Origin of the sequence: Exiguobacterium sp. s57, assembly GCF_018617685.1 — a bacterium.
Taxonomy (GTDB): domain Bacteria; phylum Bacillota; class Bacilli; order Exiguobacteriales; family Exiguobacteriaceae; genus Exiguobacterium; species Exiguobacterium marinum.
Map to the genome: position 1 here is coordinate 398,140 of NZ_JACSKR010000001.1, position 19,506 is coordinate 417,645.

At 48.8% G+C, this 19,506-nt stretch carries 19 protein-coding genes; 4 read left to right on the plus strand and 15 right to left on the minus strand.

Annotation, left to right across the window (positions count from 1 at the left end; translation table 11 throughout):
• Window positions 1-23 precede the first annotated feature (23 nt).
• Entirely contained in the window at window positions 24-860 is an 837-nt protein-coding gene (locus tag KNO98_RS02050) for an alpha/beta fold hydrolase (RefSeq protein WP_214698574.1), read from the minus strand.
• A gap of 184 nt (window positions 861-1,044) precedes the next feature.
• Between KNO98_RS02050 and KNO98_RS02055 the strand changes: the two genes are divergently transcribed.
• The gene (locus KNO98_RS02055) at window positions 1,045-1,644 is read left to right on the plus strand and encodes an SDR family oxidoreductase (protein ID WP_214698581.1); all 600 of its coding nucleotides are present in this window, start codon (window positions 1,045-1,047) and stop codon (window positions 1,642-1,644) included.
• A gap of 20 nt (window positions 1,645-1,664) precedes the next feature.
• Here KNO98_RS02055 and KNO98_RS02060 read toward each other — a convergent pair whose 3' ends face one another.
• Together KNO98_RS02060 and KNO98_RS02065 are read right to left on the minus strand one after the other, a co-directional pair.
• Window positions 1,665-2,444, minus strand: a complete 780-nt coding sequence (locus KNO98_RS02060) for a helix-turn-helix transcriptional regulator (protein ID WP_214698582.1) — start codon at window positions 2,442-2,444, stop codon at window positions 1,665-1,667.
• Window positions 2,445-2,609: 165 nt separating this feature from the next.
• A complete protein-coding gene (locus KNO98_RS02065; protein ID WP_214698584.1) occupies window positions 2,610-2,870 on the minus strand; it encodes a DUF1294 domain-containing protein in 261 nt (86 codons plus the stop codon).
• Between the two features lie 208 nt (window positions 2,871-3,078).
• On the opposite strand from KNO98_RS02065, the gene KNO98_RS02070 reads away from it, so the two are divergent.
• A complete protein-coding gene (locus tag KNO98_RS02070) occupies window positions 3,079-3,861 on the plus strand; it encodes a LysM peptidoglycan-binding and 3D domain-containing protein (protein ID WP_214698586.1) in 783 nt (260 codons plus the stop codon).
• Between the two features lie 46 nt (window positions 3,862-3,907).
• On the opposite strand, the gene KNO98_RS02075 is transcribed toward KNO98_RS02070, so the two are convergent.
• Window positions 3,908-5,128, minus strand: coding sequence for a cation:proton antiporter (locus KNO98_RS02075; protein ID WP_034771057.1), 1,221 nt, complete (start codon window positions 5,126-5,128; stop codon window positions 3,908-3,910).
• 110 nt (window positions 5,129-5,238) lie between these two features.
• On the opposite strand from KNO98_RS02075, the gene cls reads away from it, so the two are divergent.
• Window positions 5,239-6,705, plus strand: coding sequence for a cardiolipin synthase (gene cls / locus KNO98_RS02080; RefSeq protein ID WP_214698590.1), 1,467 nt, complete (start codon window positions 5,239-5,241; stop codon window positions 6,703-6,705).
• 39 nt (window positions 6,706-6,744) lie between these two features.
• Here cls and KNO98_RS02085 read toward each other — a convergent pair whose 3' ends face one another.
• The 11 genes from KNO98_RS02085 to KNO98_RS02135 form a co-directional block, all read right to left on the minus strand.
• Window positions 6,745-7,722, minus strand: a complete 978-nt coding sequence (locus KNO98_RS02085) for a hypothetical protein (RefSeq protein ID WP_214698597.1) — start codon at window positions 7,720-7,722, stop codon at window positions 6,745-6,747.
• Window positions 7,719-8,747 (minus strand): DUF58 domain-containing protein, encoded by a 1,029-nt coding sequence (locus KNO98_RS02090; RefSeq protein ID WP_214698599.1) that lies wholly within the window; start codon window positions 8,745-8,747, stop codon window positions 7,719-7,721. Before KNO98_RS02090 ends, KNO98_RS02085 begins: the two co-directional genes overlap by 4 nt.
• Window position 8,748: 1 nt before the next feature.
• The gene (locus KNO98_RS02095; protein WP_214698606.1) at window positions 8,749-9,657 is read right to left on the minus strand and encodes an AAA family ATPase; all 909 of its coding nucleotides are present in this window, start codon (window positions 9,655-9,657) and stop codon (window positions 8,749-8,751) included.
• Between the two features lie 113 nt (window positions 9,658-9,770).
• A complete protein-coding gene (locus KNO98_RS02100) occupies window positions 9,771-10,469 on the minus strand; it encodes an amino acid ABC transporter permease (protein WP_026825966.1) in 699 nt (232 codons plus the stop codon).
• A 7-nt stretch (window positions 10,470-10,476) separates the two neighbouring features.
• Entirely contained in the window at window positions 10,477-11,325 is an 849-nt protein-coding gene (locus KNO98_RS02105; RefSeq protein WP_214698608.1) for a transporter substrate-binding domain-containing protein, read from the minus strand.
• A 751-nt stretch (window positions 11,326-12,076) separates the two neighbouring features.
• Window positions 12,077-12,529, minus strand: a complete 453-nt coding sequence (locus KNO98_RS02110; protein ID WP_214698610.1) for a GNAT family N-acetyltransferase — start codon at window positions 12,527-12,529, stop codon at window positions 12,077-12,079.
• Between the two features lie 18 nt (window positions 12,530-12,547).
• Entirely contained in the window at window positions 12,548-13,258 is a 711-nt protein-coding gene (locus KNO98_RS02115; protein ID WP_214698612.1) for an MBL fold metallo-hydrolase, read from the minus strand.
• A gap of 12 nt (window positions 13,259-13,270) precedes the next feature.
• On the minus strand, window positions 13,271-13,888 hold the full coding sequence (locus KNO98_RS02120; RefSeq protein WP_214698614.1) for an NUDIX hydrolase: 618 nt from the start codon (window positions 13,886-13,888) through the stop codon (window positions 13,271-13,273).
• A gap of 154 nt (window positions 13,889-14,042) precedes the next feature.
• Window positions 14,043-16,448, minus strand: coding sequence for a DNA topoisomerase IV subunit A (parC, locus tag KNO98_RS02125; protein WP_214698615.1), 2,406 nt, complete (start codon window positions 16,446-16,448; stop codon window positions 14,043-14,045).
• Between the two features lie 2 nt (window positions 16,449-16,450).
• Window positions 16,451-18,418, minus strand: coding sequence for a DNA topoisomerase IV subunit B (gene parE / locus KNO98_RS02130; RefSeq protein ID WP_214699926.1), 1,968 nt, complete (start codon window positions 18,416-18,418; stop codon window positions 16,451-16,453).
• A gap of 126 nt (window positions 18,419-18,544) precedes the next feature.
• On the minus strand, window positions 18,545-18,949 hold the full coding sequence (locus KNO98_RS02135; RefSeq protein WP_214698617.1) for a CoA-binding protein: 405 nt from the start codon (window positions 18,947-18,949) through the stop codon (window positions 18,545-18,547).
• Between the two features lie 341 nt (window positions 18,950-19,290).
• Between KNO98_RS02135 and KNO98_RS14660 the strand changes: the two genes are divergently transcribed.
• Window positions 19,291-19,452: a hypothetical protein gene (locus tag KNO98_RS14660; RefSeq protein ID WP_251129436.1), complete on the plus strand. Its 162-nt coding sequence runs from the start codon at window positions 19,291-19,293 to the stop codon at window positions 19,450-19,452.
• Window positions 19,453-19,506 lie beyond the last annotated feature (54 nt).

The window sequence follows — 19,506 nt, forward strand, 5'->3', positions numbered from 1 at the left end:
CGATCCTGCTCCGCTGTCTCTTTTTACGAATGTAGGAATCGCTCGACGTTTCCCATCGAGAAATGACGGCTCCACTGAACGAAGTGTCCGCCTGGTATGGCAATCAATTGTACAGAGGGATGGAGTTGTCGTTCCGCTCGTTTGACATGATAAAGCGTCCGTTTCGCCTCTTTCAAACCAATACCTGTGAAGTCTGCATAGTAAAGTTGCGTCGGGACTTGGAGCCGTTGTAGCAAGTCGGTGAAATCAAGTCCGTCATATCCGAACAACAAATGTAAGCCACCGGACGACAGACGTGCCGGACGCTCGAAAGCTGTTCGAACGTTTGCGGTCGGTTCAACCCCGATCCGTCGACAGAACACTTGGAACCGCTCTTCAGAAAACGTGGGGTCACTCTTGTTCATGCGAGCTTCAAACCAGTTTAAAAGATGTTGTGGAGAGCAGTGATACAGTAGTCGCAAAAGCGGGAAGGTGAAGCCGAAGATGCCGTATTCACGATATGGGAGCACAGCATTCGGTTTATGACCTTGGTCGAGTAGTATTAAGCGCCTGACTCGGTCGGGATAATGGACCGCGTAGGCGAGAGCGATCGCGCCCCCCATCGAATGACCGATTAATCGAACAGCATCAAGTTTTCGAGAGATTCGATACGACTCGACCCAGTCCGCTAGTACTTTGGATGTGGCGTATGTATGTAGCCCCTCACTTTCACCAAATCCCGGTAAATCTAAGAGATGGACTTCAGATTTTTTATGTAGGGCTTCAACGAACTGTAATCCTTGCGATCCAGTGAAGCCCCCACCGGGAAGGAATAATACGGGATCACCTTGGCCATGAATCGTGACTTGAAATTGTCTCACGTCATCTCTCCTCTATACAATGAAGTGGTTTCCATTCAAGTATAAAGATAGTTGGAAATCAATTGAAGAAAATTTTCTATGTTTCTGAATGGGGTCGCTGACAAATGCGGGTATAACATAGTGACAGGCAAATCTCTGTCATCACGCATCATGTACGTTCTGACCTTCAAAGGAGGAATGATGAATGAAGCTTTCGGGGAAAACGGCAATCATCACTGGCGCAGGTTCGGGTATGGGGCGAGCCATCGCCAAACTGTTTGCGAAAGAGTGCGCCCGGATCGTCGCCTTCGATTTGGATGAAGATGGTGTTCAGGCGGTCGTCGAAGAAATCAAGACGGGAGGCGGGGATGTCGTCGGGATTGCTGGTAACGTGACAAATCAGTCGGATATCGACCGACTCATTGACACGACGAAGGATACGTTCGGCTCGGTCGACATTCTCGTCAATAATGCGGGAATCATGGATAACTTCATGACGGTGGGTGAGGTGACGGATGAACTATGGGACCGAGTCCTTGCCGTCAATTTGACCGGTCCGATGAAACTAGCACGTGCCGCTATCCAAGTGATGGAAAAACAAGATCATGGTGGCGTCAACACGAACATCGGTGCAACGATCACGGCACCGAGCGAACTCGGGATGCGGGCCATTCAAGGGGCTGGGGAAGCCCCGATGGGAGAACCCGAGCAAATCGCGAGTGTCGCTCTCTTCTTAGCATCAGACGATTCAAGCTTCGTGAATGGGGATGTGTTGAAAGCGGATGGTGGTTGGACGGCAAGATAGATAAAGGAAAAGAGTCGGGTTCAATCGGCTCTTTTCCTTTTGTACTGTTTTCGATAGGTGAGCGGTGTCATGGTGTGATGTGCTTTAAACATTTGAACGAAGTGACTGACACTGGCGTAGCCAAGTCGATTGGCAATGTCTGCGATGTTTTCAGTCAAATTTTCTAGCAGAGTTGCAGCTCGCTCCATTCGCTTCATTTGTACATATGCAATGGGAGACGTGTCTCCGAAGGTCACAAACAAACGAGAGCACTCACTTCGACTCACGTTTCCCGCATGAGCGATTTGAGCTAATGTTGGTTTGCTTTCTAAATGAGCGTCGATATAAGCGAGCATGTGACGAAGGCTCTCCCGTTTCTTCTCATCCTTCATCTCTTGACCCTCTTGCTGAATCCAATAACGCCAGATGACCGTACACTGCAGTGTCGCATCCATTAATGCGAGCGGTCCGTCCGCTTGAGAATGTTGAAGGGCGCGTTCAATCGTTTGAATGATCGCGTGATGTCCCTGTTCCTGTTTTAAAATATGTATGGATTTTTCCGACGTGAGATATGGTGTGACATATCGCTTCGCCAGATCGGGATGGAACAAAGCAGCGGGATCAAACTCGAGTAGCCTCAACCGCGACGATTCCTCGATCTTCTCCAACATGACACTTTGTCCTCGTGCCAAGAGAACGGCTTCTCTCGAATTAAGGTTGAGGCTCACTCCGTTCACCCGAATCACGGACATCCCAAACTCACACAAAAGAACAGTGAAGCCATCGGTTACCCTTAATGTCAATGGTCCGTGATGAATCATCTCGATACTCCTCAAAAGTGGTGCCTCCTCATTTTGATAATTTCCCGACATTTTGTTTCGATTGTTCACGGATAAACACTTTAAAACGAGAATAAATTGGGACAAATCCGACATTTCTTATCGTCGATCAGTAATAGGCTCAATCAAGCTTCTTCTATATAATGCCTAAAAGATTAGCCATCCTGTAAATGCGGCATGAACGAGGATGGCGACAGGTACCCCAATCCGGAATATAGGCTTCAGCGTCTTGTGGCGAAAGATCCGCATCGCCAAATACGCTCCAAAAGCTCCACCAACCCAAGTCATCGTCAATAACGTACGCTCCGAAATACGCCAAGCCCCGACGCGAGATCGTCGTTTATCGACAAAAAATGACACAAAGGCTAGTAAATTAGTCACAATGTAATACAGCAGTAATAGTTCCAAAGACCAAAACCTCCTTATTTCTCTCTTCATTATATCTTAAAATGGCTTTACAAAGCCGTTCTAATAGATTAAAACAATTTTCTGAAACCTCTCATCCTCGCGAATTGTTCTGTAAATGAACTGATAACACTCTCATATCGTCCTGTAATCGCAGTGAAACATATAGGTGTTACAGTAAGGGGGCGTTAGAAAAGGGAGGAATATTCTTATGAAAAAACCACTATTGACACTAACGGCACTCGCTGGCCTTAGTTTAGGAGTCGCTGCTCCAGCTTCGGCAGCATCAACACACACAGTTCAGTCTGGAGATACACTCTATCGTATCGCCGTGAACAACAACGTCTCTGTAAATGACATCAAACAAGCGAACGGCTTAAACTCAAATATGATTTATCCGAACCAAGTCTTGAAACTTGGAAAGGCAGAAGCAAAAGCTTCTACTGCATCAAAAACGTATACAGTTAAATCAGGAGATACACTTTATCGTATCGCATTAAACAACGGGATCTCTGTCAATCAATTGATGACTTGGAATGGTCTTAATTCAGATCTTATTTTCCCAGGGCAACAGTTTGCCGTGAAAGGTGCAGCAGCTGCGTCAGTAGCAAACGATGCGAAGACATCAGCACCAAAGACTTCAACATCTAAGCCTGTCACTAAAACAGCATCGTCTACAACGCAAACCCAAGCTCCGGCTTCAGGTAAGACGATGACTGTTGAAGCAACAGCTTATACACCATACTGTGCTGGATGTTCTGGTATCACAGCGACAGGTATCGACGTTCGTTCGAACCCGAACCAAAAAGTCATCGCGGTCGACCCTTCTGTCATTCCGCTCGGCTCTAAAGTATGGGTTGAAGGATACGGTACAGCCATCGCAGGAGATACTGGTGGTGCCATCAAAGGGAATAAGATCGATATCTTGATGCCGACACAAGAGCAAGCGCTCAACTTCGGTCGCAAGTCAATTACAATCAAAGTCTTGAACTAATTCAAGCTAATCAAGGACACTGCCATCGGGCGGTGTCTTTTTTTGTTTAACCCTTCTCCCAAGGATTCTTCACTTTCGTCAGTCCGAGTCGCTTCGCGAGTGGCTTAATCGTCAATCCATGCAAGGCGACAGACGTCACGACTAAACCGAGTGTGATCGGTAACATCCGCTCCGCGTCTTCAATTCCCAGTTCGGCGATTTCTTGGGCAAAAAAGCCGGTCACCGTCATGGCGACGATTCCACGAGGGGCAATCCAACTGATGAGCGCCCGCTCTTGCATCGATAACGGGGAACCGAGGAGCGACGTCTGTACCGAGATCGGTCGGATCAAGAATAAGATCCCAACAATCGACAAGAGGAGCGGCCAGTCGAGAATGGCGAGCAAGCTATCACGTGTCAAACTCGCCGTCAAAATGATGAAGACGGTCGACACGAGTAAGATGGAAATGTTCTCTTTGAACTCACGAAGCTGTTTCAGGATATGCATATGTCCATGCTTAGAATTTGCCATCGTCAATCCCATGGCCGTCACAGCCAATAGCCCGACTTCGCTCATGACCCATTCGCTGATTGAATATACGAGAAGGACCCCGGAGAACGTGAGGGTTGTTCTTAAATATTCAGGGACTTTCTCATTCCCGAACAAACGAATCAATAGATGTCCGACAGTGATCCCGAAGGCAACGGCGACGATACAGGACCAAAAGAATGGCAAGTGGCTCGCGAGCCCGTCATTTTGATAGAAGATGAAACCGACTCGGACGACGAATAATCCCATCAAGGCGCCGAGCGGGTCGACAATGATGCCTTCCCATTTCAAGACTTTGGCCGGACGTGCGGATAAGTTGGCTTGCCGTAGTAACGGGATGATGACGGTTGGTCCGGTCACGACGAAGATCGCACCGAGCGTGAACGCCGGCAACCAATGAAAATCGCCGACCATAATCAGTAACACCGACGTCAAAATAAAGGAAACGAACACACCGACCGTGACGAGACGAAAAATCGATTTTCGCAAATCATCAATCTCTCTGAATTCAAGACTGAGGCTTCCTTCAAATAGGATGAGCGCCACCGCGATCGAGATGAGCGGGCTATATAGGTCCCCTAATATCTGACCTGGTTCTAACCAACCGAAAATCGGTCCGACCAAAATCCCGGCAACCGTCATGATCAAGATGGCTGGGAAGTCAAAACGCCAAGCGAGTAACTGCGAAAGTGCCCCGATGAGGACAAGTAGGCTGAATCCAATCATCATGTCTTCCATATGCTCCCCCCGTTTCTTCACTTCTTCATTAAATGTATACCCAAATCATGAAAAACATTTGCTAACATTGCCCGATTTCGGGTAAGAATTGAAAGAAAGGGAGGGATACGATGGAAGTGACTATCGGACTCATCATCGTCATATTGACATGGCTCATCTTACTACTTAATCTCACGTTCGCCATCACCATCATCTTTTTCGAGAGACGAGACATCGGGACGACATGGGCGTGGCTACTCGTCCTCTTCTTCTTACCACTGATCGGCTTCTTCGTTTATATCTTCTTTGGCCGACTGATCAAATCTCATAATTTTTATGAAGTGGAAGAAGAAAAACGCGAAGCGTATCATCACCATGTCGAAGAACAACTCGATCAACTCGACCGTTCTCTCGCACCGTTCGATCACCCGCTCCTTTTGAAATATCGGCGGCTCGCTCGTCTGAATCTCGTGTCAACGAATGCGTTGATGTCTTTTCACAACGATATCAGCGTCCTGCACGACGGAACTGAAAAATTTGATCAGCTGTTTCAAGACATCGAACGAGCGACGAAAGAAGTCAATATTCAATATTACATCATCCAAAACGATCCACTCGGGCAGGCATTAATCCGCCTGTTAACGGAGAAGGCGAAACAAGGGGTACGCATCCGACTCCTTTATGATGCTGTCGGATCGAGGGGACTTAGACACAAGCACTTCAAGGACTTACTCTCTCACGGTGGGGAAGTCAAATCCTTCTTCCCGTCAAAACTCGGCATCAATTTCCGCGTCAATAATCGAAATCACCGAAAGCTTTGTACCATCGACGGTGAACTCGGCTATATCGGGGGATTCAATGTCGGGGATGAATATCTCGGCAAGGATGAACATTTCGGTTATTGGCGGGACGTCCATTTACGGATCTCCGGTGATGCTGTCAAAGAGTTGTTAGAACGCTTTATCTTGGATTGGAATCGCTCTGTCCCGACGCGAACGAAGGCACAAAAAGACGACTTCATTTGGCCGTCGGAAGGGATCACTCATCACGCGTCCCCCGTTCAAATCGTGACATCGGGTCCGAACTCGTCGACGGAGCATTTAAAGAATATGCTCGTCAAAATGATCACGCAATCGAAAGAATGTATTTATATCCAGACGCCTTACTTCATTCCAGATGCGAGTTTCCTCGATGCCTGTCGCATCGCGCTCATGACAGGTACCAAAATCAAACTGATGATTCCGAACAAGCCCGACCATATGTTTGTCTATTGGGCGACTTATGCGAACGCGGCAGAGCTTGTGCGTTATGGGGCAGAGGTCTTTACGTACGAGGAAGGGTTCCTCCATGCGAAGACGCTCGTCATCGATGGAGAAGTCGCCTCAATTGGGACGACGAATATCGATGCTAGAAGCTTCCGTCTCAATTTTGAAATCTCAGCGCTCGTCTTTGATCGAGATGTCGCACAATCCGTCATCGATGCGTTCGAACGAGACGAATCGAATGCCGAGCTCTTGACGATTGAACGATATGAGTCAAGGACCCGTTGGATTCGCTTTAAGGAGAGTGTGTCACGCTTACTCAGTCCAATCCTATAACGCGAAACATCCGGAGAGATATTCCTCACCGGATGTTTTTTAACGTTTCTTCATTTGTGCGACAAGACGATCAAATGATTCGTTGACGTCTTGCGGAGCTTCCTTATCTCCATATTCCGCTGCCTCTAACCATTCAGCGTAAATGGTATGGTCCGTGAACTCAATTCGTTGTAACCAGTCGGATACTGTCTCTTCACGAAGACGCGGATGCTGCTGTTCCAACTTTCGTCCCGTTTCAAGAAGGTGAATCTGACGAGGGGAGCGGACGATCCGCTTATCCGAAAGCGTCGGATGGTAAATACTCCTCGGGATCATTCCATCTTCCTGGATGTCTTTTCGTTTCTGTAAATAGAAGAACAAGCCTACCCCAATCAATAAGATGACAACGAAGGCCCCGATATAGAACAACGAGTTACCCGATGCCGAATCGAGCAATGTCTCCTGCGCCACCGTCTCCGCATCTAGGTTCGGGTTATCTGGGACGAGGAACCGGTTCACGCGGTCATTCGGATCGAGTACGATTCCGTCAAACCACCCCCCAATCCACAGAAAGAACGGACTGATCCAGGCGACGACATTTCCGAACAACAGCTCTTTGATTGTACGAATGACGAGGGAAACAGCTAAACCGATGCCTAAACCGAGGACAAGCATCGTCACCATTCGTTTATAGTCACGCCGATAATACAAGTTCCGTTGCCAAATCAAAAAGATGAATGGAAAGAGCACCATTGCAAGCGGTTGCGATGCCGGAGGGAATAACCAGTCCGCCACCAAGAATAGTACACTTGCCATCGCATAGCGGTCGGTCCAATCTAACGTCCGAATGAATGCATGGACGTATGTGAAGACCAATAGCAGGACACTCATCTCATACGAGAAGTAAAGGGCACCGATACTCATGACTGTCTGGACGATGAGTTGTATGTTCCGAGGGAGACGAAGCGTCAATAAAAAGAGTAGTGGAAACACATGTCCAATATAAAATGCTGAAAAGACCCACCATAGCCATCTCATTGACCGTCACCCCCTAACCGTAAAATCGATTGATTCCCGCTATATTTAGCTACTTTTCGCTCAAACAAGGAGCGAGCAAGTGGAAAGTCACTCTCAGACAGACAGGCAAACGTCGTCATGATCTTCCGGAAATGCACCTCGCCACTTCCTGGTTGTAGGTCATACGTGATCCCATCTTTCGTGAGGGTCGGGACAATCAGCCCGTAACTCGCGTTTTCTTTCTCAAAATCACGACATAATGCGGCCGCTTGTGAAATGAGGCGTTCCATCTGATAGGTGAGGGCCCGCCCATCCTTCGTCAACAAGTCGAGGACGATGACATATTCATTCGTTTGTACCGGTTGTTCAGTACGGGCGAGCAGTTCGCCCGTCTTTGCATAGGCGGACCAATACAGCTGTCGCATCGGTTGTCCGTGATATGGGGTGACCGACTGGAACGTTTCCGGGTCGCGATAGGCACTATGACGAACCATCTCCTCACCAGGGAGAGTAGGCGGGCGTTTTGGAATCGGATAAGGCGAAAACTCAGGGAAGACATAGCCGATGCGTGGGAGTGAGTCCTCTTTGTAGAGAGAAAACATGCGCAACGGGTCCCGGATTTCCAAACCGATCGCTTCGAGACGAACCGGGCCCCGCTTCTTCGCATGGAGCGGAATCGTGAAGTCGACGGTCGCATTTGTCTCGACAAAATTTTCCTGCCGCCAGAACGCATGTCCTTCCGATTCCACGGTCGGATGTAAATAGCCGGATAGGCGGACGACGCCAAGCGGTACTTTTGCCGTCGATACGAGTTTCAATACATAGACGGCCTCGTCGTTCGGAAATAATTTCAGTTCTTCTGTGAGGTCGACATGAATCTGTTCGGCCAAACGAAACATGAAGGAAGGCATGATCAGTGCATATAGACTGAAGCCGATCAATAGACTCGCAATCAAGACGCTCCCATAAAGTGCCGTGAAGACCCCGACGACGAACAAGAGCCACATATAGCCGGACTCGAGATAGCGTGGGCTGACTAACTGCATGTTACACCTCTGAAGGGACCGGGATGGTCTCGAGTACAGATTTAATCAGTTTTGATGGCTTCGTCTTTAGCGACGCTTCGACCGTCAAGACGATGCGGTGCCCTAAAATCGGAAGCGCGAGTGCCCGAATATCTTCCGGAGAGACATAGTCTCGACCTTCCGTATAGGCATGCGCACGGGCTGCCATTGTGTACGCAAGCGTCGCTCGTGGACTTGGTCCGACCTCGACGTCGCGATGGTGACGAAGTGACTCCATCAAATCAAGCAAGTAATCTTCCATCGCCTCGTGGAATCGGACATCTCGTACTTCTTGCTGCATGTTCAACAGTTCGTCCGGTTGCAGTGAGAAGGATTCGGTAGCGAGGTGCTCATTGCGAATCAAGCGCCGCTCGGAATCTCTCGAAAGCGGGGCGAGTGTCAACTTGAATAAGAAACGGTCCAATTGAGCTTGCGGAAGCGGGAACGTTCCTTGACCGTCAAACGGGTTTTGTGTGGCGATCATGAAGAAAGGATCAGGTAACTTGAGTGACACTTCCCCGAGTGTCACTTGACGTTCCTGCATGGCCTCGAGCAACGCGGATTGTGTACGTGGTGTCGTCCGGTTGATCTCATCGACGAGTAAAATCGAAGTGAAGATCGGTCCCGTCCGACGTTCAAACGTTCCTGTCGTCGGATTGAACAATTCCATCCCTAAAATATCGCTTGGTAATGTGTCCGGAGTACACTGTACACGTTGAAACGTAGCCGAGATGGAGCTTGCCAAGCTACGGGCGAGTGTCGTCTTCCCCGTACCGGGACGATCTTCAAGTAAGACGTGGCCTCCCGATAGTAACGCAATCGAAGCGAGCTTGATGGCTTTCGCTTGACCTACGATTTGATTATTCAAATGTGAAACCCATGGATGGTTCATTCAAAATCCCCCTATTATTTTTCTGATAATTAAGAAAATCATAGCATAATCACTTCATGAGATGTATCAAAAATCCATTTCACTAAAAAAGACCGACCGGCAGAGCCAATCAGTCAACGTTTCGGAGAATCTAAGTATCGTTCAAAATGACGTTCGAGCCATTCCTGAAAAAATGACATGAACGTACAGATCGCCCAGTAAATCAATGCCACGACGATATAGACCGTCATGTAGTCGAACTCTCGTCCACCGACAATCTTGGCCTTGTTAAAAATCTCAGGTACTGTGATCATTGCGGCGAGTGAACTCGCTTTGATTAAATCGAGAAAGACGTTCGAAAGCGGGGGGAGGGCGATCCGTGTCGCCTGCGGCAAGACGACACCTTTCAATGTCAACCATCTTCCCATCCCGAGCGAACGTGCCGCCTCAACTTGTCCTGAATCGACCGCGCGAATCGAAGAGCGGATGATCTCAGCGATATAGGCGGCAGAGTTCAAACTGAACCCGAGAATCGCTGCCGTCAAAGCGGCGAACTCGATCCCGATGAACGGGAAACCCGAATAAAGGATGAACAAGATAATCAAGATGGGCACGCCACGCATGAACGAGATATAAAATGTTGATGGATAGCGAAGGAGACGCGTCGGAGACAACTTTCCTAATGCCAAAACGAGACCGAGCACGAGACCGAAAAACATACTGACGAATGAGATCCAAATCGTATTCGGGAGCCCACCCAATAAATAAGGGAACGATTCTATGGCTAGGTCTACGTCAAAGATAGCGTCCCACTTGATATCTGAGAACGACATGTCGACCTTACTTCGTTTCGACGATTGTTGCGTCTACGTCGGGCTCAACCGAGACATCCGCACCGTTATAGAATTGCTCAGACAATTCTTTGACCGTACCGTCTTCAAGCATCTCATCCATGACACGGTCGATGTTCTCTTGGAGCTCGTCGTTTTCATTATTCATCAAGAATGCGACTTCTTGTGGGTTGTAGGCGATATCCGGGTGAATTGTAATATCAAACTCAGGGAAGAAAGCAAGAGCAAGCGTCTGAAGATAGTAATCGTTCAAGATGACATCGGTACGTCCTGTCGAGACGTCACGCAAATACTGGTCGTTCGTCGCGTTGTCATAAATCACTTCTTCTGCTCCATATTCACGTGCTACGTCCATGAAGACAGTCGTCGCTTCGCCAGCAGCTCTTTTGCCTTTCAAGTCTTCGAGTGATTCGATTCCAGATAGGTCGCTCTTACGAACGATGGCAGTCCCGTAAGTGTATTTATAGGGTTTTGAGAAAGCAAATTTTTCTTTACGGTCTTCGGTGACGGAGATATCGTTTGTTGCGATGTCGATTTGTCCGTTTTGAACGCCCGTCAACATATTGTCAAACGCCATTTCTTTGAACTCGATCTCGAGGTCGAGACGATTTCCAATCTCTTTCATGAGTTCAACGTCAAACCCTGTCAACATATCGCTCTCTTCTTCACGGAAAGAAGCGGGGTAGAGGGTGCCGGCAGTCCCGACTGTCAATGTCCCTTCTTCCTGAATCTCTTCCCACGGTGTCATGTCTGCTTGATTCGTGCTATCATCACCACAAGCGGCAAGCGGGATCGCTAAAAATAAAGTTGCTGCCAAACCTTTTGTCGTTCGTTTCACAAGAGTTCCTCCTTAAGATGTTTCATCTGTCTAAAAATAGCATGACTTCAGCGGTCTAGCAACTGTGAAGCTTAGTTTATACAGTTTCATATTATATTTGAAACGTATATTCATGAAGCGCTATCATTCTATTGAATGCCAAATTCATTTCATTAATACAGAGAAGAACTATTTATGAAACAGGTGATAAATTAACATAAAAGTTAGACGATATACACATGTCGAAGAATTAGATAAGGAAGTTACGGAAATTACATTTCTTTACGATCGATTAGACTGGAAACAATATATCGAACATAACAGTCGCATCATTTTTTAGCGATGGGCGGAGATAACTACATCGGAAAAAAATCGACTCGTAATAGATTGATTTCGATTCGCATACACTGAATAAATCGCGGCCCGTTAAACACATCGTAAGCGCGGTGTAGGACGAGTGTTGCTCGTCTCGGCCGAACATTGAGCTAAAATTGGATAGTCGCTTGAGGTGCAGTACGATAACCTCATTACGTGTCGCTTTTATGAAAAAGAGGGATTCCAACTTGAAGGAGTCGACACGATCAAACAATATGAGGGTCTGCAGATCGAGTTGACTTTGTACTGGTACAAGGTTTTTAAGGAATAGGGAACTTCAATGCAGAGCAATTTATTGCTCTACTTTTTATTAGTTTACATAACATATATTATCAGTAAAAATAAGAACTCATCTCATTATCTTAGTATACTTATGATAGTGAGATGAGATTGATTGTTAAGACGTATGCGTAAATCGGATCAATGTGACACCCGGTTCTGGTTCAAATTCAGCACTCGGTTCGAATCCGAGCTTCGTGTAAAGACGTTTTGCCGGTCCATTATGTTTACCGGTATGCACATAAACAAGTCGACCTTCATGAACGCTTAGTACATGATCAAGTAACGTCGTGGCCAGCCTCGATCGAAAATATGTCGGATCAATGCACAGTTTTGTGATTTCTACGGTTTTTTCTGATGCCTCGTAAGTCACGAATCCAATCAACCGCTCCTCGATGTACAAGCCGTAGCTCGTACCTGGTAAGTTTTGTATCACGTCGATTGTCTCATATCGAGCCGGTATCTCATCAAACCCTAGCAATTCCGCTTCCACAGCATAGGCATTTCGTTGTATCTCAAGCATCTGCTGGGCTTGATCAAATTGTTTGATCGGGATTTCTTGTAGCTGCATGCCTTACCCCTCCCGTCATCAGATAAATTTTCTTGCCCGCTTCCGTTCTGCCCGCTTCAGCGCCAAATAGAGGCGGTGCGTTCCTTTTAATGGTGCACCGTGTCCGACGAATGTGAGGAGTGGTGCCAAATCCACTAACCGTTCTGCGCTCTCGACAGCAACGGTCCGGTTCCACGTCGCAAGTCCGGGAAGTGGGAACAATGGACGAACATCCCCCGCCACCGCCGCCCCTCCTTGCGATTGAAACGCATCTCCTGCGAATAGCACCCGATTTGTCTCGTCATAATAGGCGACAGACCCTGGCGTATGGCCCGCTGCATCAAGGACACGTAGACCGAATAGCCGTTCACCAGGTTCGAGTAACGTGTCCGGTGTGGAACGGAGCGTCGGTAACGACCCCCGAATTTTCCTCTGTTCTCCCTCATCAAGCGATCGGTCTCCTGACAAAAGACGGGCATCACGGCGGGAGATGAAGAGCTCGGCGAGCGGATGTTCCGCTTTGATGATGTCTACCCCGCCGACATGGTCTTCGTGGGCATGCGTCAACAATATCGCCAGGAGCGGCTTGTCGAGCTCAGCGATATATGACAGGATATCGGTCGCGTTCCGCTTCAGCGCCGTATCAATCAAGACGAGACCGAGGTCATGTTCAAACAGTTGAACGTTGATCGGCAGAACGGGAGCGTAAAAAGTTAGTTGATGGATATGTCCGTATCGTCTTACTTTCATCGAAAAAACCTCCTAATCAAATAAAGTGGTCCAGTCTTCTTCTTGCCAATGCGCATCGAAGCACATATGAATCTGTTCAATCGTATTTCGGGCAAGAGAGAGTTCCGGTAAATGGTCACGCTCAAAGAAACCGACGTCGCTCGTCTCAATGCCAGCAACCCCCTCTCCGTCACCGATCAGCGCACACTCGATAAAGAGTTTATAGTAATGCTCGGAAAGTGGCGGATGGGGATGTTCGTGCATATCGAACAACGCGAGTAGACGCACAGGAATCACATCCAAACCAGCCTCTTCTTCCACTTCTTTAATGATATTCGTCGCAGGAGAACGATTTACTTCACAGAATCCACCTGGTAAGGTCCATAATCCGTCTGACCGCTCCTTGACGAGCAATAGTCGATCATCTTTAAAGACCACACCACGTACATCAAGCTTCGGTGTCGGATAACCGTTCACATGCGTCAGTTGTAAGATGGCATCACTCGATAAGTCGGAATGACGTTCGAACATTTCTCTTGCGATTTCCTGCAACTCTTCATACCGTTCTCGGTCAAATTGATCATGTGTGAACGTAAGACCGGCCTGAGACAGCGCCTGAATCCGTTTTGCCCACGTCAGCCATTGAGACATATAGATCCCCCTATCTTTTGTCTTATATGTTCTTTCGGCAAATCGAGGCATTCTTCCTTTTTGGTTTTTACATTCCCTTGAAACAGTCAGGCGCAATGAATGCACAAAAAAAGTCTGTGAGTGGCATAGTCGCCGACCCACAGACCTAATTTCTTTAATCGAGATACACATCTTCAATCTCGCCGAACGAATCTTCGTCAAAGACGAATGACCCATTGGCATAGCGATCGAGTAGCGTAAGGGTTTTGGTGCTCACTTCTTTCACTTTTTCTTTACCGACGATATGAAGCGTCTCATCCCCATGTACCGGGAGCGCACGACGGATTTGATGCGGTTTCGATTTGACCTCACGAATGAGCATCGTTCCGCGAAGGTTGCGGTTCGTACAGTCGAACTGGTCTTCGAGTTTCATCTTCTTGACCGCTCCCCGTTGCGTCACGAGGACGAACAGCGGTGGTGTGAAGAATGAGAAGGCATCGGAGACAACGTCACCGTCTTTCAAATTCATGGCTTTTACGCCCGCCGCCCGCTGTCCGACGACTGGAACATCATCTTCTTTGAACCAGAGTCCATATCCACGCTCTGAGACGAGGAACAACTGTCCAGGACCGTCGCTAATTCCGGCAAAGACGACCTCATCGTCACTTTTCAGCTTCAAGGCCATGAGCGGTTTCGATTTCCGCTGCGCGTCATAGTCACGTAACGGCGTACGCTTGACCATCCCGTCTTTCGTCACGAAGAGGCAATGGGCATCTGTTTCGAACGTCGAGACGACGTCTGCCGAGATGACCTGCTCCCCTTCGATCGGGACGAGGTTGGCGACATGTTGCCCAGCATCCTTCCACTTTGATTCTGGGATCTGGTGGATCGGAATGAGGAGGTAGCTTCCTTTGTTCGTCCATACGAGCAAATGGTCCGTTGTCATCGCCTGTGTCGTCAGAAGAGGACGATCCTTCTCTTTCATCTCTGGCAAGACGTCACTCGACGCCCCGTACGAGCGCATCGAGGCACGCTTGACATACCCGTCGCGGCTGACGAAGACCATCGTCTCTTCGACAGCGATCATGACTTCCGTCTTCAGTTTCAATTCCTCGACTTCTGACTCGATGATTGAACGACGGCCATCCCCGAACTCATCACGTAACGCCGTAAGTTCTTTCACGATCAGTTTCCGTTTCGTCGCGTCCACCTCAAGGATGTTCGAGAGGCGAGCAATCTCTTTTTGGAGCACCTTCGCTTCTTTTTGCAACTCGACGATGTCCGTGTTCGTGAGTCGATACAATTGGAGCATGACGACGGCTTCTGCCTGCCGTTCTGTGAATGAGAATCGCTCCATCAGTTTCTTCTTCGCGTCCGCTTTGTCTTTGGCGGAACGGATCAATTCAAGCGTCTCATCGAGGACGGAGATGGCTTGTTCCAAGGCGTCGACGATTTCGGCGCGTTTCTTCGCCTGTTCAAGCTCGAACGTCGTCCGGCGTGTCACGACTTCTTCGACGTGCTTCAAATAGGCGTCGATGATTGGGATGATGCCCATCTGTTTCGGGGTACGATGCACGATGGAGACCATGTTGTAGTTATAAGCGAGCTGCAGGTCCGTATGCTTCAAGAAGAAGTGAAGGACACCTTCCGCGTCCGCTTCTTTCTTCAATTCGATGACGACGCGAAGGCCTGTCCGATCCGTCTCGTCACGGACTTCCGCGACGCCTTCGACCCTTTTATCGAGGCGAAGCTCTTCCATCTTTTTGACGAGGTTCGCCTTGTTCACTTCATACGGGAGTTCTGTGATCGTGATCTGTTCACGGCCACCTTTTAATTTCTCAATCTCGGACTTCGCCCGGATGATGACCTTCCCTTTACCGGTCTCGAACGCCTTTAGGATGCCGTCTTTCCCCATGACCGTCCCTCCGGTCGGGAAGTCAGGACCTGCGACGTACTCGAGCGCGTCTTTCGCGTTATCGACCTGTCCTTTCAAGCGCGCGATGGCAAGGTTGAGGACTTCCGTCAAGTTATGGGGCGGGATTTCCGTCGCATAACCGGCTGAAATTCCTGTCGTCCCGTTCATGAGCAAGTTCGGGAGGAGTGACGGCAAGACGAGCGGCTCTTCTGTCGAGTCGTCAAAGTTCGGCGTATAGTCGACCGTATTCTTCGCAATCGACGTCAGCATGACGCCTGCGATCTTCGAGAGACGCGCTTCCGTATAACGCATGGCCGCTGCCGGGTCACCGTCCATCGATCCGTTGTTCCCATGCATGTCGATGAGCGGATAACGGAGTTTCCAGTCTTGCGAGAGACGTACCATCGCCTCATAGACGGACGAGTCACCGTGCGGGTGATAGTTCCCGATGACGTTCCCGACGGTCTTCGCAGACTTCCGGTACGGCTTGTCGTTCGTATTCCCTTCATGGTGCATCGCATATAGAATCCGGCGCTGTACAGGCTTGAGACCGTCTCGCGCGTCCGGCAAGGCACGGTCTTGAATGATATATTTCGAATAACGCCCGAACCGGTCTCCAACGACCTGTTCGAGAGATAAGTTTAAAATGTGTTGAATCGTCGACATCGTTACATCACTTCCTCAATCGCTTTAGTCACATGTTCATTGGCGATGATCGAATCATCTTCCTGGAGTCCGAAGGCGACGTTCTCCTCGATCCATTCCCGGCGATGCGTGACGTTGTCACCCATCAAGACCGAGACCCGTTTGTCCGCGACGGCAGCATCGTCGACTGTGACCCGGATGAGCGTACGAGTGTCCGGGTTCATCGTCGTCTCCCATAACTGGTCAGCGTTCATCTCACCGAGACCTTTATAGCGTTGGAGGATATAGCCTTTCTTATACACCTTGACGAGCTTCTCGAGCGCTTCTTCGTCCCAGGCATAGTCGAATTGTTCGGACTTGCCTTTCCCTTTTGAGATGCGATAGAGCGGTGGCAAGGCGACGAACACGCGACCCGCCTCGACGAGCGGGCGCATATAACGGAAGAAGAATGTAAGGAGGAGCACTTGGATGTGTGCACCGTCCGTATCGGCATCCGTCATGATGATGACCTTATCAAAATTACAGTCGTCCAACTCGAAATCGTGTCCGACCCCGGCACCTATTGCATGGATGATCGTGTTGATTTCTTCGTTCTTCATGATGTCCTGGAGTTTCGACTTCTCGGAGTTGATAACTTTCCCGCGTAGCGGGAGGATGGCTTGGAACGTCCGGTCACGCCCTTGTTTGGCGGAACCACCGGCCGAGTCCCCCTCGACGAGGAAGAGCTCGTTCTTCGCGGCATTTTTCGACGTCGCCGGTGTCAATTTCCCGTTCAAGATACTTGAACGTTTCTTTTTCTTGCCGTTCCGCGCCTCTTCACGGGCCTTACGAGCCGCCTCGCGTGCCTGAGCCGCACGAATCGCCTTTTTGATGAGCATCGTGGCCATCTGTGGGTTCTCCTCTAGGAAGATCGTCAACTGTTTCGCCATGACGCTGTCGGCACTCGCGCGTGCTTCCGGTGAACCGAGTTTCGACTTTGTCTGTCCCTCGAACTGAAGGAACTCCTCTGGTATCCGGACCGAGACGATGAGCGTGAGTCCCTCACGGACGTCACCGCCGTCTAGATTCTTGTCCTTCTCTTTGAGTAATCCGTTCTTGCGCGCATACTCGTTCATGATGCGGGTCATTGCCGTCTTGGCACCTACCTCGTGCGTCCCACCATCGCGTGTCCGAACGTTGTTGACGAAGGAGAGGACGTTCTCGGAATAGGCGTCCGTGAACTGGAACGCGAGTTCGATCTCAATCTCGTTCTCCGTGCCTTCGAAATAGACGATCGGATGGAGTGTTGCCTTATCGTCATTCAAATATTGAATGAACTCTGCAATCCCTTCCTCGTAATGGAACGTTTCTTGCTTATCAGCACGCTCATCTGTGAGCGTGATCGTCAACCCTTTTAAAAGGAAAGCCGATTCACGTAGACGTTCGGCGAGTGTGTCATAATTGTAAGTCGTTGTCGAGAAGATGGTTACATCCGGTTTGAAATAGACGCTCGTCCCGGTCTGGCGTGTCTTTCCTGTTTCAATCAGAGTCGTTTGAGGCACACCGCCGTCAGCGAATGTCTGCTCAAACACTTTGCCGTCTCGATAAATCGTCACGATGACCTTGCTCGAGAGCGCGTTGACGACCGATGCACCGACGCCGTGGAGTCCACCAGACGTCTTGTAACCGCCTTGTCCGAACTTCCCACCGGCGTGGAGGACCGTGAAAATGACTTCAGGTGTCGGCTTTCCTGAAGCGTGCATCCCTGTCGGCATACCTCGTCCGTGGTCACGGACTGTGATCGCATCATTTTTGTGAATCGTCACATCGATTTGACCACCGAACCCTGCGAGCGCCTCATCGATCGCATTGTCGACGATCTCATAAACGAGATGGTGAAGTCCGCGATGGTCGGTTGACCCGATGTACATCCCCGGTCGTTTCCGTACGGCCGTGAGTCCTTCGAGCACCTGGATGGCGTCTTCATTGTAATTAAATAGATCTGTTGACATAGCAGTCACCTCAACTTCGAACACACGTTCGTTTTTCTTTCCTATTGTATAGCTGTTCATCGATTCTGGCAAGCCTCCCTCGACAGCTGTTGCTGAAAAAAAGGAGACCTACCAAGGAGGTAGGTCTTATCCGAGTAGACGAGCATGCTCCACGTACAGGCAACGATTCTCGATATAATCGAGTCCAGCATCGCGTACGATCTGCTCTGCCTCAGTACTTGAGAGCCCGAGCTGATTGAAGACGAGCCCGACATCTCCATGTCGTACCGCATCTTCCGCGACACCTGCTAAAAATTCGTTGCGACGGAACACGTCGACGATATCAATTCTACCCGGGATGCTCTCGACGGAAGGATACACCTTGCGGCCGTTCCATTTTTCGAGCATCGGGTTGACAGGGATGACGGTATAGCCGACACGGAGTAAATACTCCGCAATCTGGTTGGCCGTCTTGTTTGGGTTGTCGGACACGCCGACGACCGCGATGGTTTTCGCTTCAGACAAAAGTTGTTTCAAACGCTGATCATCCATCCAAAATCCCCCTTTGGTTTACGTTTACAGTGTAACGTTACCTTCCTAACGGTTTCAAGTCTTATTTTCATCATAAGGTATAATGGTTCATCATTTCAATCTCAAGACAAATCAATATGGTTTACATAACAAATTATTGTATACCTTTTATTTTGCGATAAAAATGATTTAATGATTAACTGACCGATAAGTAAACGAAAGTACAAATCAAGAACCTTGCGTGAAATATCTATTTCACGCAATGTTAGATACCGAGTATAGGCAATATTTATATAGTGTTTTTATGACTTTTATACAAATATGATTCTTCTTTCGATATACTGAAAAGTAGGGGGTGTAAGATGAGGACAGCTTATGAAGTTAGTCGTGGAACACTGTATAATGAGCGCTTCGCTTTTTACGGAAATGTGCTCGCTTGGTTGGTCCACTTCCTATTTTGTATTTTATTTTGGCGACTAGAAGTAAACTCACTTTTCATTTCAAACGGATTGAGCGTCGTCTAATATACAATCTCGTTTTATTTCGTACATAAACGGTGGTATGGTATTTTCTTCACT